This is a genomic window from Polaromonas sp. P1_A2 (assembly GCF_056406895.1).
Window position 1 is genome coordinate 334,782 of sequence record NZ_JBFTZI010000004.1, and the last position, 13,621, is coordinate 348,402.

Annotated in this window: 13 protein-coding genes; 7 read left to right on the top strand and 6 right to left on the bottom strand. The window is 66.8% G+C overall.

The window, feature by feature from the left end; genetic code table 11:
• Nucleotides 1–34: 34 nt before the first annotated feature.
• Nucleotides 35–1,018 (top strand): LysR family transcriptional regulator, encoded by a 984-nt coding sequence (locus AC1D09_RS17600; protein WP_477662235.1) that lies wholly within the window; start codon nt 35–37, stop codon nt 1,016–1,018.
• A gap of 11 nt (nt 1,019–1,029) precedes the next feature.
• Here AC1D09_RS17600 and AC1D09_RS17605 read toward each other — a convergent pair whose 3' ends face one another.
• The gene (locus tag AC1D09_RS17605; RefSeq protein WP_477662236.1) at nt 1,030–1,626 is read right to left on the bottom strand and encodes a DUF4142 domain-containing protein; all 597 of its coding nucleotides are present in this window, start codon (nt 1,624–1,626) and stop codon (nt 1,030–1,032) included.
• Nucleotides 1,627–1,794: 168 nt separating this feature from the next.
• The gene (locus AC1D09_RS17610) at nt 1,795–2,832 is read right to left on the bottom strand and encodes a zinc-dependent alcohol dehydrogenase family protein (RefSeq protein ID WP_477662237.1); all 1,038 of its coding nucleotides are present in this window, start codon (nt 2,830–2,832) and stop codon (nt 1,795–1,797) included.
• Between the two features lie 294 nt (nt 2,833–3,126).
• On the opposite strand from AC1D09_RS17610, the gene AC1D09_RS17615 reads away from it, so the two are divergent.
• On the top strand, nt 3,127–5,577 hold the full coding sequence (locus AC1D09_RS17615; RefSeq protein ID WP_477662238.1) for a glucose/quinate/shikimate family membrane-bound PQQ-dependent dehydrogenase: 2,451 nt from the start codon (nt 3,127–3,129) through the stop codon (nt 5,575–5,577).
• 4 nt (nt 5,578–5,581) lie between these two features.
• Here the strand turns inward: AC1D09_RS17615 and AC1D09_RS17620 are convergent, their stop codons facing one another.
• The gene (locus AC1D09_RS17620; protein WP_477662239.1) at nt 5,582–6,478 is read right to left on the bottom strand and encodes a LysR family transcriptional regulator; all 897 of its coding nucleotides are present in this window, start codon (nt 6,476–6,478) and stop codon (nt 5,582–5,584) included.
• A gap of 172 nt (nt 6,479–6,650) precedes the next feature.
• Between AC1D09_RS17620 and AC1D09_RS17625 the strand changes: the two genes are divergently transcribed.
• The 3 genes from AC1D09_RS17625 to AC1D09_RS17635 all read left to right on the top strand — a co-directional run bounded on the left by AC1D09_RS17625 (nt 6,651) and on the right by AC1D09_RS17635 (nt 8,886).
• A complete protein-coding gene (locus tag AC1D09_RS17625; RefSeq protein ID WP_477662240.1) occupies nt 6,651–7,400 on the top strand; it encodes a glucose 1-dehydrogenase in 750 nt (249 codons plus the stop codon).
• 61 nt (nt 7,401–7,461) lie between these two features.
• A complete protein-coding gene (locus tag AC1D09_RS17630; RefSeq protein ID WP_477662241.1) occupies nt 7,462–8,361 on the top strand; it encodes an SDR family oxidoreductase in 900 nt (299 codons plus the stop codon).
• Nucleotides 8,362–8,544: 183 nt separating this feature from the next.
• The gene (locus AC1D09_RS17635; protein WP_477662242.1) at nt 8,545–8,886 is read left to right on the top strand and encodes a hypothetical protein; all 342 of its coding nucleotides are present in this window, start codon (nt 8,545–8,547) and stop codon (nt 8,884–8,886) included.
• Here AC1D09_RS17635 and AC1D09_RS17640 read toward each other — a convergent pair.
• On the bottom strand, nt 8,883–9,758 hold the full coding sequence (locus AC1D09_RS17640) for an AraC family transcriptional regulator (protein WP_477662243.1): 876 nt from the start codon (nt 9,756–9,758) through the stop codon (nt 8,883–8,885). The two genes, AC1D09_RS17635 and AC1D09_RS17640, sit on opposite strands and share 4 nt — an antisense overlap.
• A gap of 149 nt (nt 9,759–9,907) precedes the next feature.
• Here AC1D09_RS17640 and AC1D09_RS17645 point away from each other — a divergent pair, with 149 nt between their 5' ends.
• Nucleotides 9,908–10,456: a carboxymuconolactone decarboxylase family protein gene (locus tag AC1D09_RS17645; protein ID WP_477662244.1), complete on the top strand. Its 549-nt coding sequence runs from the start codon at nt 9,908–9,910 to the stop codon at nt 10,454–10,456.
• A 10-nt stretch (nt 10,457–10,466) separates the two neighbouring features.
• On the opposite strand, the gene AC1D09_RS17650 is transcribed toward AC1D09_RS17645, so the two are convergent.
• Complete coding sequence (locus AC1D09_RS17650; RefSeq protein ID WP_477662245.1) at nt 10,467–11,399, bottom strand: LysR family transcriptional regulator; 933 nt, start codon at nt 11,397–11,399, stop codon at nt 10,467–10,469.
• 133 nt (nt 11,400–11,532) lie between these two features.
• Between AC1D09_RS17650 and AC1D09_RS17655 the strand changes: the two genes are divergently transcribed.
• Nucleotides 11,533–12,543: an aldo/keto reductase gene (locus AC1D09_RS17655; protein ID WP_477662246.1), complete on the top strand. Its 1,011-nt coding sequence runs from the start codon at nt 11,533–11,535 to the stop codon at nt 12,541–12,543.
• Nucleotides 12,544–12,628: 85 nt separating this feature from the next.
• Here the strand turns inward: AC1D09_RS17655 and AC1D09_RS17660 are convergent, their stop codons facing one another.
• Entirely contained in the window at nt 12,629–13,606 is a 978-nt protein-coding gene (locus AC1D09_RS17660) for a GlxA family transcriptional regulator (RefSeq protein ID WP_477662247.1), read from the bottom strand.
• Nucleotides 13,607–13,621 lie beyond the last annotated feature (15 nt).

Here is a 13,621-nt window from a genome sequence, read left to right on the forward strand (position 1 = left end):
GTGACAATCGTCATCCACCTCCGGGAGAAACCGCATGGCCTTGAATGAGCTGCGCGCCATTGCCACCTTCGTCAAGGCGGCCGAACTCGGCAGCCTGCGCCAGGCCGCCGCGGCCCAGGCCATCACGCCGCAGGCCGCGAGCCAGGCGCTGGTGCAGCTGGAGCGCCACCTGGGCGTGCGCCTGTTTCACCGCACCACACGCAGCCTGAGCCTGACCGAAGAAGGCCAGCAGTTCCTGCAGGCCGCGCAGCCCGGGCTGTCCACCCTGCAGCGCGCCCTGCACGGCGCACGCCGCGGCCGCGAAGAGATCGCCGGGCCGCTGCGCATCGCCGCGCCGCGCTCCATCATGCTGGAGGTGCTGTGGCCGGTGCTCGAGGAATACTGCCGCCGTCACCCGCAGGTCGAGCCCGACATCCAGATGGACGACCGTATTGGCAACTGGGTCGAGGACCGCGTCGACGTCGGCTTTCGCGCCGGCTCGCCGCCCGAGGGCGGCATCATCTCGCGGCGCATCCTGCCGCTGCAGCTCGTCGTCTGCGCCTCACCGGCCTACATTGCGCGGAACGGCGCGCCCCAGACCATTGAAGACCTGGCCCACCACCGCTGCACCGGCTTTCACCACACGGGCACCGGCAAGACCATGCCCTGGGAATTCAAGGTGGGGGAAGAAGTGGTGGCCCGCAGCGTCGCGACCTCCTTCCTCAGCAACGACGTGGACCTCGAAGCCCGCGCCGTCGTCGCCGGCCAGGCCATAGGCCAGCTGATAGGCGCGACCGCCGCGCCGCTGGTGCGCGCCGGCCTGCTGGTGCCGCTGCTCACGCAGCACGTCACCGAACACCTGGGCCTGCATGTGTATTACGGCAGCCGCAACGCGCAGCCGGCGCGGGCGCGCGCCTTCATCGACCTTGCTGTCGAGCGGCTGGTGGGCAACACGCAGTTTTTCCTGGAGCCGCATGAACTCGTTCCGGCCAGTGCAAAAGCGAAAGGCCGGCGCGGCAGGAAATCCTCAGAGCCCTGAGGGCCGTCGTATCAGGACTTGGCGGCTGCGGTCGAGGCCGCCAGTTCCCTGGCCATCTCCAGGTGGTGTTCCACAGCCGGCAGCATTTTGCCGGCCAGGGCCTTGAGGTCGCTGTCCTTGCCGTCCTTCTGGATCTTTTGCAGTAGCTTCACCGTGCTTTCATGGTCGCTCACGGCCGAGCGCTTGGCGTATTCCTTGTCGAACAAATTGCCCGACAGCGCCTTCAGCGCGGTGGCCTTGGTCTTGGCCATGGCGCCCGCGCCGTCCGGCAGCGTGACGTTCTTGGCCCGGGCCAGGGCCTGCACTTCGGCCAGGGACGAGCCGTGATCGTCGACCATCTGCTGCGCGAATTTTTTCACCTCGGCGCTCTGCGCTTTCTCCAGCGCCATCTTGCCGGCATCGACTTCGGCCATATTGCCTTGCGCCAGCTCCTGCAGCATCTTGCGGTCGCTGCGGTCCAGCTTGGAATCGCCCTCGGACTGGGTGGTGGCGGGCGCGGGTGTGCCGCTTTGCGCCTGGACGGCGGGCGCGGCCAGCAGCGCCAGGGCAGCGGCGCTTGCCAGCGCCAGACCGCAGCTGCGAAATGTGGGTTGTGTCTTGAACGGCATGGAAGACTCCTTGCAGGGGTTTGAAAAGGTTGAAAGCGCGGCACGCGCACGCATCGCGCGCGACGCCGCCGAATCCCCAGGATCACCCCTGCGGCACACGCTCTGCGCCGGGCATTTCCGGCGCTGCGTGTAGGAATCCACTCACCGGACGGGCCATCGCACCTCGAGTCACACCTCGATGATCACCTTCAGCGCCTTGGTGTCGGCGGCCTGGCTGAAGGTCTCATAGGCCTTCAGAATCTCACCGAGCTTGAAGCGGTGGGTGATCAGTTGGCCGGCATCGATGCCTTTGGACTGCACGGTCTTGAGCAGCATGGGGATGGACATGGTGTCGACCAGCCCCGTGGTGATGGTCACGTTGTGCGACCACAACTTCTCCAGGTGCAGGTCCACCTTGGTGCCGTGCACGCCCACGTTGGCAATCGTGCCGCCCGCGGCCACGATGTCCTCGCAGAGTTCGAAGGTCGCGGGAATCCCCACCGCCTCGATCGCCGTGTCCACGCCGCGCCCGTGCGTCAGCACCATGATCTGCCTGGCCGCATCGCCGTTCTGGCTGTTGACCGTGTCGCTGGCGCCAAAGCGCCTGGCCACGGCCAGCCGGTGCTCGTCCACGTCCACCATGATGATGCGCGCCGGCGTGTAGAACTGCGCCGTCAGCAGCGCCGCCAGCCCTATGGGCCCCGAGCCCACAATCGCGATCGCGGAGCCCGGCACCACCTTGCCGTTGAGCACGCCGCATTCAAAACCCGTGGGCAGGATGTCGCTGAGCATCACCAGCGCCTCCTCGTCCGCGCCGGCCGGAATCGGGTACAGGCTGGTATCGGCATGCGGCGTGCGCACGTACTCGGCCTGCGTGCCGTCGATCTGGTTGCCCAGGATCCAGCCGCCCGTGGTGCAGTGCGAATACATGCTGAGGCGGCAGTACTCGCACTTGCCGCAGGGCGAGATGCAGGAAATCAGCACCCGGTCGCCGGGGCGAAAGGCCGTCACGCCCGCACCCACCGAATCGACCACCCCCACGCCCTCGTGCCCCAGGACGCGCCCCGGCGCGCAGGTGGAAACGTCACCCTTGAGGATGTGCAGGTCGGTGCCGCAAATCGTGGTTCTCGTGATCTTCACGACCGCGTCGCCGGGCGCCTGGACTTCCGGCTTGGGGCGGTCTTCAAGGGCCTTGAGGCCCGGCCCGCCGTAAACAAGTGCTTTCATTTCTGGTGTTCCCCCTGGGTTGCCGCCATGCGAATCCGCAGGACTCCACGATGGCGCATGCCGTACCCCCAGCAGGCGCGCATTCGGTGCGCGGGTCTGTTCGCTGGCGCACACAACCGGGTTGGGGCCACGGCCTTCCTACAGACATCTCAGCCCCAGGCTGACGCGCGCAGCGGCGCGTGCGGACTAGATTGGCTCCACAGCCGCTGTGTTTTGTCAACGCATCCATGCCAGGCCCATGGCTGAACCGCGCGGTCGAAAGAACACAAGAACACAAAAACACGAAGAGCAAAAATGCCGTCTTACAACCCCTCCCCTGTAAACCCCGCGCTCAAGCCCGTCGACCCGCTCAAACGCCGCACGGCCTGGGCCGCGGGCCTGGTCCTGCTGGTACTCGGCGTGCCCCTGCTGCTGGCCGGGTGCTGGCTCGTCGTGCTGGGGGGCACTTCCTACTACCTGCTCGCGGGCCTGGGCTTTGTGCTGGCGGGCGTGCTGCTGGCCCGCCGCAGCCCGTCCGGCCTGTGGGTTTTCGCCCTGGTGGTAGGCGGCACACTGGCTTGGGCGCTATGGGAGGCCGGGCTGGACTGGTGGCCGCTGGCGGCACGTGGCGGCGTGGTGTTCCTCATCGGGCTTTTCCTGCTGACGCCCGGGGTCGCCCGCACCTGGCCTATCCACGCCATCGGTCACGAGGGCTTTCTGGGCGCGCGCGGCGGGCGCTGGGCCCTCGGTTCGGTGCTGGGCGCCTTCCTGGTCGCCTCGGTCGTGACCTGGTTTCACGATGACAACCGCGTGGTGGGCATGCTGCCCCTGCCGCCCATGGGCGCCAGTGCCGCCATGCAACCGGCCGACACGGTGCCGGCCGATGAATGGCATGCCTACGGCCGCACCGGCCTGGGCCAGCGTTATTCGCCGCTGGCGCAGATCACACCCGACAACGTCAAGAGCCTGGAGCTGGCCTGGGAGTACCGCACCGGCGACATGCGCGGCCGCCCCGGCGACCCGCAAGAAACCACCTTCGAAGTGACGCCGCTCAAGATCGGCAGCCGGCTGTTTTTCTGCACGCCGCACCAGTCGGTGATTGCGCTCGACGCCACCACCGGCGCAGAGGCCTGGCGCTTCAACCCCGAGATCCAGGACAAGCTCGCGCTGCAGCACCTGACCTGCCGCGGCCTGTCTTACCAGCCGCCGGCCACCGCGCCCAAGCCGCCTGCTGCGGACGGCTGCACGGCCAAACTCTTCATGCCCACGGCCGACGGACGCGTGATCGCGCTGAGCCCCGAGACCGGCAAACCCTGCACGTCCTTCGGCGGCGGCAAGGGGCAAATCGACCTCTGGACCGGCATGCCCAACCTCAAGCCCGGCGCCTATTACTCGACCTCGCCCGTGGTGGTGACTTCGCGCCTCATCATCGTCGGCGGCACCGTGCTCGACAACGTCTCCACCAAGGAGCAGTCCGGCGTCATACGCGCCTATGACATCAACACCGGCGCGCTGGTCTGGGCCTGGGACTCGGGCCGGCCCGACAGCAGCGCGCCGCTTGCGCCCGGCCAGACCTACACCGCCAACTCGCCCAACAGCTGGTCCATCTCCAGCGTCGACGAAACGCTGGGCATGGTTTATGTGCCGCTGGGCAACCAGCCTCCCGACCAGTGGGGCGGCAACCGCAGCCCGGCGGTGGAGACCTATTCGTCCTCCGTCGTCGCGCTGGACCTGGCCACCGGCAAGGTGCGCTGGAATTTCCAGACGGTGCACCACGACCTCTGGGACTACGACGTGCCGGCCCAGCCCAGCCTGCTGGACCTCAACATTGGCGGCAACAAAGTGCCCGCCCTCGTGCAGCCCACCAAGCAGGGCGAGATCTTTGTGCTGGACCGCCGCACCGGCACGCCGCTGCTGCCAGTCACCGAAGTCCCCGCGCCGCAGGGCGCCGCGCAGGGCGACCGCAGCGCGCCCACCCAGCCGAAGTCGGCGCTGTCCTTCAACCCGCCGCCGCTGACCGGCCGCGACATGTGGGGCGCCACCATGTTCGACCAGCTGTATTGCCGCATCGCTTTTCAGCGCCTGCGTTATGAGGGCCGCTTCACGCCGCCGTCCACCCAGGGCACGCTGGTCTACCCCGGCAACTTCGGCGTCTTCAACTGGGGCGGCGTGGCCGTCGACCCGGTGCGGCAGATGGTCTTCAGCACGCCGACCTACCTGGCCTTTGTTTCCAGGCTGGTGCCGCGCAGCGACGACACGACGCTGATGGTCCAGGGCAAGCAGCGGCCCGAAGGCAGCCTGCCTTCGCTCAATGAAAACTTCGGCGCGCCCTTCGCCGTCAAGCTCAGCGCCTTTTTGTCGCCGCTGGGCATTCCCTGCCAGGCGCCGCCCTGGGGCTATGTGGCCGGCACCGACCTCATCACCGGCGCCATCGCCTGGCAGCACAAGAACGGCACCGTGCGCGATCTCTCGCCTGTGCCATTGCCCCTGCGCATGGGCGTGCCCAGCCTGGGCGGCCCACTCGCCACGGCCGGCGGCGTTGCTTTCCTCTCGGGCACGCTGGACGACTATGTGCGCGCCTACGACGTCAACACTGGCGACGAACTCTGGAAGTCCCGCCTGCCCGCCGGCGGCCAGGCCACGCCCATGAGCTATGCCGTCGCCGACGGCCGGCAGTTTGTGCTGGTGGTGGCCGGTGGCCACGGCTCGCTGGGCACGCGGGCGGGCGACTATGTGCGCGCCTATGCGCTGCCACTGGCGCGTTGAGTTCTCAGCGCGCGTGGGCCATGACGTCGGCCACCCAATCTACGAACACCCGCACGCGCGGTGAGAGCTGCCGGTGGTGCGGATACAGCACAGACACCGGCATGGGCGCCGGCCTGAATTGCGCCAGCACCTCCACCAGCGCGCCCGCCTCCAGCTGCGCGGCCAGGTGGTAGCGCGGCACCTGGATAAAACCGAGGTGCGCGGCGCAGCAGGCCTTGTAGGCGTCGGCGTCCGTTACCGCGACCGAGCCCTTGAGCTGCACCTGGCGCGGCACGCCGTCCACGATGAAATCAAAAGGCAGCGCCTTGCCGGTGCGGCTTGAGAGGAAGTTGACGGCGCGGTGCCCGCGCAGCGCCTCTATCGTGTCGGGCGTGCCGTGTTTGTCCAGGTATTCGCGGCTCGCGCAGGTGACCTGTTCAAGCAAGGCCACACGCCGCCCCACCATGCTGGACTCGGCCAGCTCGCCCACACGCAGCACACAGTCCACCCCCTCGCGCACCAGGTCCACCAGCCGGTCGCCCATGCCGATTTCGAGTTCGATGTCCGGGTAGCGCGCAAAAAAATCGCCGATCACCGGCAGCAAAAAATGCCTGGCCAGCGTGCCGTGCAAATCCACCCGCAGCTTGCCGCGCGGCTTGCTGCCCACGTTCACAAACGCCGACTCGGCCTCTTCCAGATCGGTCAACAGGCGCAGGCAGCGCTCGTAATAGGCCGCGCCGTCCTGCGTGGGGCTCACATGCCGCGTCGTGCGGTGCAAAAGCCGCGCGCCCAGGCGTTTTTCCAGCTGCTGCACCGCATGCGTCACGGTCGCGCGCGGCAGTCCCAGGTCGTCGGCCGCCTTCGTAAAACTGCCCAGCTCCACGATGCGGGTAAAGAGCTGCATCGAACTAAAACGGTCCATGGATCGTAGCCTGATTGTTGGTGTTAATTGAATAGTGAAGGCAAGTTTACGGTATTTATGGCATGTGGATTGAATAGAACAATAGCGTCACTGGCTCACCAAATCGCTCAAACAAACAAAGCGCCGCGGGCAGTCAGAACAAACCAACCCTTATCAATTTCAGGAGTTCCAGATGACCGCTTTCGCATCCCCCCAAACCGCCATCGTCACCGGCGCCTCGCGCGGCATAGGCGCAGCCGTCGCCCAGCGCCTTGCGCAAGAAGGCTACGCCGTCGTCGTCAACTACGCCGGCCAGGCCGAAGAAGCCCAGGCCGTGGTGCAGTCCATCGTCTCCGCCGGCGGCAAAGCCGTCGCCGTGCAGGCCGATGTGTCCAGCCCTGCTGCTGTGAAGCAGCTGTTTGACGACAGCATCAAGGCCTTCGGCCGCGTCGACGTGCTCATCAACAACGCCGGCATCATGCCGCCCACGCTGCCGGCGCTGGCCGACACCGACGACGACACCTTTGACCGCCTCTTTGCCGTCAATGTCAAAGGCACCTTCAACACGCTGCGTGAAGCCGCAACCCGCCTGCAGTCCGGCGGCCGCATCGTCAATTTCTCGACCAGCGTGACCGGCCTGGCCCTGCCCGGCTACGCGGTCTATGGCGCCACCAAGAGCGCGGTGGAAACTTTCACCAACATCATGGCCAAAGAGCTGCGCGGCAAAAACATCCGCATCAACGCCATCGCCCCCGGCCCCACGGCCACGGCGCTGTTCCTCAACGGCAAGACGCCCGAGACGGTGGAGCGCATGTCCAGGATGGCGCCGCTGGAACGCCTGGGCACGCCTGAGGACATCGCGAGTGCGGTTGCTTTCCTGGTCAGCGAGAACTCGGCCTGGGTCAACGGCCAGACGCTCAGGGCAAATGGGGGTGTCGTCTAAGCGCACGCACCCCTATCGACACAGCAATCTTTTTTCAACCCTTTCCAGAAAGCCACACACCATGAAATCCGTCATCCTCGTCACCGGTGCAGGCACCGGTATCGGCCACCTCACCGCCCGTTCACTCGCACAAGCCGGCCACACCGTGTATGCCAGCATGCGCGACATCCAGGGCCGCAACGCACCCAAAGTGCGCGAGCTGCGCGACTGGAGTTTTGCCAATGGCTTTGACTTGCGCGCCGTTGAACTCGACGTGCTCTCGCAGCCGTCTGCCGACGCCGCCGTGGCGCACATCGTGGCCGAGCAAGGCCGCCTCGACGTCATCGTGCACAACGCCGGCCACCTGGTCGTCGGCCCTGCCGAGGCCTATACGCCCGAAGAAATCATCAAGGTGCTGGACACCAACTTCCTGGGCAGCCAGCGCGTGAACCGCGCCGTGTTGCCGGTCATGCGCCAGGCGGAAGCGGGCCTCGTGCTGTGGGTCAGCAGCAGCACGGTGCGCGGCGGCTTCCCGCCCTTCCTCGGTCCCTATGCCGCTGCCAAGGCCGCGATGGATTCGATGGCGGTCACGATGTCCTACGAGCTCGCCCGCTTCGGCATCGAGACCTCCATCGTCGTGCCAGGCGCCTTCACCAAAGGCACGGACCACTTCCCCAGCGCCGGCAGGCCCGCCGATGAAGCGACGACAGCCGCCTACGCCCGCTACGACGGCGTGATGGACAAAGTCGGCGAGCGCCTCTCGGCCCTCAGCCCCGAGCACGCCGACCCGCAGGCCGTGGCCGACGACATCACCCGCATCGTCGGCCTGCCCGCCGGCACGCGGCCCTTCCGCTCGGTCACCGACTTCATCGACGATGGTGCCGCTGAAGTCACGGTGGTGGCCGAACGTGTGCGCGAGGAATTCGCCCGGCGCATAGGCATCGCCGACATGCTCAAGCCGACGGTGCACCGCACGGCTTGAGCGCCCACTTCTTGCTCCCTCCCCCGCTGGGGGAGGGCTGGGGTAGGGGCCAACCGGCCTTTGAATAGGTGCAGCGAATATCAGGCGCCGACAGCCCCCATCCCTGCCTTCCCCCAGCGGGGGAAGGAGCAAGACCACACCTCCCGATTGTTAATTCAGATATCCCAACGCCCAGGAGGCACCATGCAACCCATCACCATCTTCACTCTCGTCCGCATCCTCATGGCCCTGGCCTTTATCGGCCCAGGCGCTTCGCACTTCATTGAATCGGCCCGGCAACGCAACTACACCGCAGCGGCGATAGGCGCAATCGAGGTCGCCGCCGGCCTGGCGCTCGCCTTCGGCTGGCAGGTGCGCTGGTTCGCGTTGGCCGCCGCGGCCTTTTTGCTGGCCGACGCTTTCATCGCCCACAACTTCTGGACGGCCACGCCGCAAGCGCTGCGCAACCAGGTCCTGCATTTCTTCAAGAACCTCGCGCTGGCCGGCGGCTTTGTGCTGCTGGCCCTGATGCCGCAAGGCCGCTAGGAAACCGTTTTGGCCCACTCGCGTGGCGAGGTCCCCGTCTTCTGCACAAACAGGCGCGACAGCGCCGAAGCATTGGCATAACCCAGTTGTGCAGCGATCGCCTTGAGGGATTGGCCGCCGCGCAATTCGGCCTGGGCAATTGCCAGCCGCCATGTGGCCAGGTAGTCCGCCGGTGTTTGCCCCACCTTCTGCTTGAACAGCAGCGCGAAGGCGCTGCGCGACATGCCGGCGGCTTGCGCCAGCAGCTCCAGGCTCCAGGCCTCGCCGGGCTTTTCATGCACCGCGACCAGCGCGCGCGCCAGGCGCGGTTCGGCCAGGCCCGCCAGCAGGCCCTCGGGCGCGCCGCCTTCGGGCGGGTTGTCCAGCAGCCAGCGCAGCAACTGCAGCAGCAGCACTTCGAACAGCCGGTCGGCCAGCAGGCGCTGGCCGCAGCGCACCTGCTCGGTCTCGGCAAACAGCAGCGCCAGCGTGTGCTCCAGCCCTTGCACGCGCGCCAGCGGCAGCACCACCAGCGCCGGCAAGGCACGCGCCAGCGGGTGGCCGGCGCCGCCGTCAAAAGCCAGCGTCGCGCAGCTGAAGTCGGCGCCTTCCACCGGCGCATTGTGAAAGTCGTGCGCCAAAGGCCTTGGGTAAAACACCAGGCTGGGCTCGTTCACCTCCACGCGGCGCGGCGCACCTGTGCCCGCGCGGTGCGTCACCACCATGGTCCCGCGTCGCATCACATGCAAAAACCCCAGCCCGGCCTCGGGCGTGAAGTGGGTGACGCCGCACAGCGGCCCGTTGTGGAACATATGGGCCCGCACGCGAAAGCGGTCCATCAGCGCGGAAAGCCGGTCCAGTCCTTGGTTCGTGGGGAGGCTTGTGTTGGACATGTCTGGATGATAAGGATGATTTGATGGATGAATTGATCCAATCCGTCCAGATTGTCACGGGAAACTGCATCCCGTGCAGCGAGGGGGCCTCAAGCCCCTGGCCGCACGAAATGTTCAGTTTTCCCTTTCAACTTTCCAAGGACTCCACCATGTCACGCATCCCATTGATAGACCGTAGCGCCACCACCGCAGACCGCAAGGCCTTGCTCGACCAGGTCCACCAGGCCTTCGGCGCCACGCCCAATATGTTCAAGGCCGTTGCCAATTCGCCGGCCGCGCTCCAAAGCATGTGGGGCTTCTTCGGCGCCCTGGGCGGCGGCACCCTTGGCGCCAAACTCGGCGAGCAGATCGCCGTCGCGGTCGCCGACCGCAACGCCTGCGAATACTGCCTGGCCGCCCACACCGCGTTGGGCCGCAAGGCCGGCGTCAGCGCCGAGGGCATGGCTGCCGCGCAGCGCGGTGAATCCGCCGACCCGGCCACCGCTGCGGCGCTCGCATTTGCGCTCAAGCTCGTGAACGAACGCGGCAATGTGTCCGAGGCCGACGTGCAGGCCCTTCGCAAGGCCGGCTTCAGCGATGAGCAGGTGGTCGAGATCCTCGCGCATGTGGCGCTCAACCTCTTCACCAACTACGTCAACGTGGCGTTCGCGGTGCCCGTCGATTTCGCGCCCGTCAAGCTAAGCCGCGCGGCCGCCTGAGGCTGCACCGCTACTGCGGGTACAGCTTCGCCCCCGCCGCGAACTCCGCCTTGAACACCTCCGCCACCCAGTCGGCAAAGGCCCTGACCTTGGCCGTCAGGTGGCGGTTGCGCGGGTACATCACCACCATGGGCAGGTCTTCGGGTTGCCAGTCGGGCAGCACGCGCACCAGCGCGCCGCTCTCCAGCAGCGCGCAGGTGCGCCGGGTCAGCGGTGGCTGCGACAGGCCCAGGCCAGCCAGCACCGCGCTCATGTGGCTGTCGGCGTCGTTGCAGGTCACCCAGTGCGGGCGGTTGATCTGCCGCGTCTCGCCGCCTTTTGAAAATTCAAACGGAAAAATCCTGCCTGTCTTGGCCGAGTGGAAGTTCACGAAGCGGTGCTGCTCCAGGTCCTCCAGGGTTTTCGGCGTGCCGTACTGGGCCAGGTAGGAGGGCGCGGCGCAGGTCACCACCTTGAGCCGGCCCAGCGGCCGCGCCACCAGGGTCTCGTCGTGCAGCAGGCCGCCGCGAATCACGCAGTCCACGCCCTCGGCCACCAGGTCCACCGGCCTGTCGCTGCTGCCCAGCTCCAGCACCATGTCCGGGTAGCGCTTGAAGAATTCCGGCAACGCCGGCGAGACCACATGCCGGCCCACGGCGGCCGGCACGTCCACGCGCAGCCGCCCGGCCGGCGTGGCCACGGAGCGGCGCAGCGCGCCCTCGAGCTCGCCCATGTCCTGCAGCATGGCCAGTGCGCGCTGGTGGTACAGCGCGCCGTCGTCCGTCAGGCTCAGCCGGCGTGTGGTGCGGTTCAGCAGGCGCACGCCCAGGTGCGCCTCGAGTTCCTGCACCGTCGTTGTCACGCGCGCCTTGGGCATGTGCAGCGCCGTGGCCGCCGCGGTAAAGCTACCCAGCTCGACCACGCGGTTAAACACTTCCATCGCTTTGTAGCGGTCAACACTCATGAATTCAGCCTTATTGTTCTTGAATCAGGTAACAGTTATTTTGATGAATGGCAGTTTATTCCGGTAATTGAAATCAATATAGTCCTTCTACCGAACATCCATTCACTGACTCCGAATTCACCGAAAGGCTCCCATGAACACCACCACCCTTGCCCAAACCCGTCTGGGCGCCAAAGGCCCGCAATCCGTTTCCACCATTGGCCTGGGCGCCATGGGCATGTCCGGCATGTACGGCGCCAGTGACGAGGCGCAGAGCATCGCCACCGTCCATGCCGCGCTCGACGCCGGCATCAACCTCATAGACACCGGCGACTTCTACGGCATGGGCCACAACGAGATGTTGCTGGGCCGCGCGCTCAAAGGCCGGCGCGATGAGGCGCTGGTCTCCGTCAAGTTCGGCGCGATGCGCGACCCCAGCGCCGGCTGGATAGGCATGGACGGTCGGCCCGCCGCCGTCAAGAACTTCCTGGCCTACAGCCTGCAGCGCCTGGGCACCGGCCACATCGACATCTACCGCATCGCGCGTCTCGACCCGAATGTGCCGATTGAAGACACGATTGGCGCCATCGCCGACATGGTCAAAGCCGGTTTTGTGCGCCACATCGGCCTGAGCGAAGTCGGCGCCGACACCATCCAAAAAGCGCACGCCGTGCACCCGATCACGGATCTGCAGATCGAGTACTCGCTGATCAGCCGCGGGCCCGAGGCCGAAATCTTTCCGGTGCTCAGGCAGCTGGGCATAGGCGTGACCGCCTACGGTGTGCTCTCACGCGGCCTGCTGTCAGGCTCCAAACCCACAGGGCCGAATGACTTTCGCGCCCACCTGCCGCGCTTCACCGGCGACAACGCCGCCAAAAACCAGCAGCTGGTCGATGTGCTGCAGCAACTCGCCGCCGGCCTGGGCGCCACGGCCTCGCAGGTCGCGATTGCCTGGGTGCTGGCGCGCGGCAAGGCCCTGGGCGTGGACATGGTGGCGCTGGTCGGCTCGCGCACCTTGAAGCAGCTGGACGAATCGCTGGGTGCGCTCAAGCTCACGCTGGGCAGCGAAGACCTTAAGCGCATTGAAGCCGCGCTGCCCGCCGATGCCGTGGCCGGCACGCGGTATGGCGCCGAGCAGATGGCGCATCTGGACAGCGAGAAGTAAAGTGCCCGGAATACGGCTCAAAATTTGAGCCGTATTTCATTCAATGCGGCTCACATCCGCGTTTTCGGAGCGGCGGTGAGGCCACTCAGCCCGCGCGCCCACCCGTAAAACGCTTGCGGTAGTCATTCGGGCTCACGCCCAGCCGCCGCGTGAAGGCGCGCCGAAAGCCGTCGGCATTGGCATAACCCAGCGTGTCGGCCAGCTTCTTGATCGGCACCTCGGAGGCTTCCACCTGCCGCCGCGCTTCGTCTATACGCGCCGCCTCCACAAAGCTGGCCGGCGTCAGCCCGGTGGCCGCGCGGAACACTCGCGCGAAGTTGCGCTCGCTCATCGCGGCGCGCCGGCACAGCGCCGGCACCGAGAGATCCTCGCCCAGGTGCGCCAGCACATAGTCCTGGATCTCGCGCACCACCGACTTGTCGGCCGTCTGCGCCGCCAGGTGGGCGCTGAACTGCGACTGCCCGCCCGGCCGCTTGAGGAACATCACCATCTTGCGCGCCACCTTCAGGGCAATGTCGCGCCCGTGGTCTTCCTCCACCAGGTGCAGCGCCAGGTCCATGCCCGCCGTCACGCCGGCCGAGGTGTAGGTGTTGCCGTCCCTCACATAAATCGCATCGGCCTCCACCCGTAGCGCGGGAAAGCACGCGGCCAGCCGGTCCGTTGAATTCCAGTGCGTGGCCACGCGCTTGCCGTCCAGCAGGCCCGCCTCGGCCAGCAAAAACGCGCCCGTGCAGACCGAACCCAGGCGCCGCACCGTGCGCGCCTGCCGCACCAGCCAGGCGCTGATCTCCGGCTTGCCGGTCAGCTCCTCGGCCAGCGGGCTGCCCGCCACCAGCAAAGTGTCTATCCGGCCGCGGTAGGTCTGGATGGTGCTGTCCACCGCCATGCGCATGCCGTTGCTGCCCTTGATTTCACCGGCTTGCGTGCCTATCAGCCGCAGCCGGTAGGCGCGCGGGTCGTTCAGCTGCTGCGCGGCTTCGGCAAATACGTCTGCCGGCCCGATCACGTCGAGCAGCTGGACACGCGGCACGGCAAGTATGCAAACCTGGCGGGTGGCGGACATGGGGGCCTCTTTGGC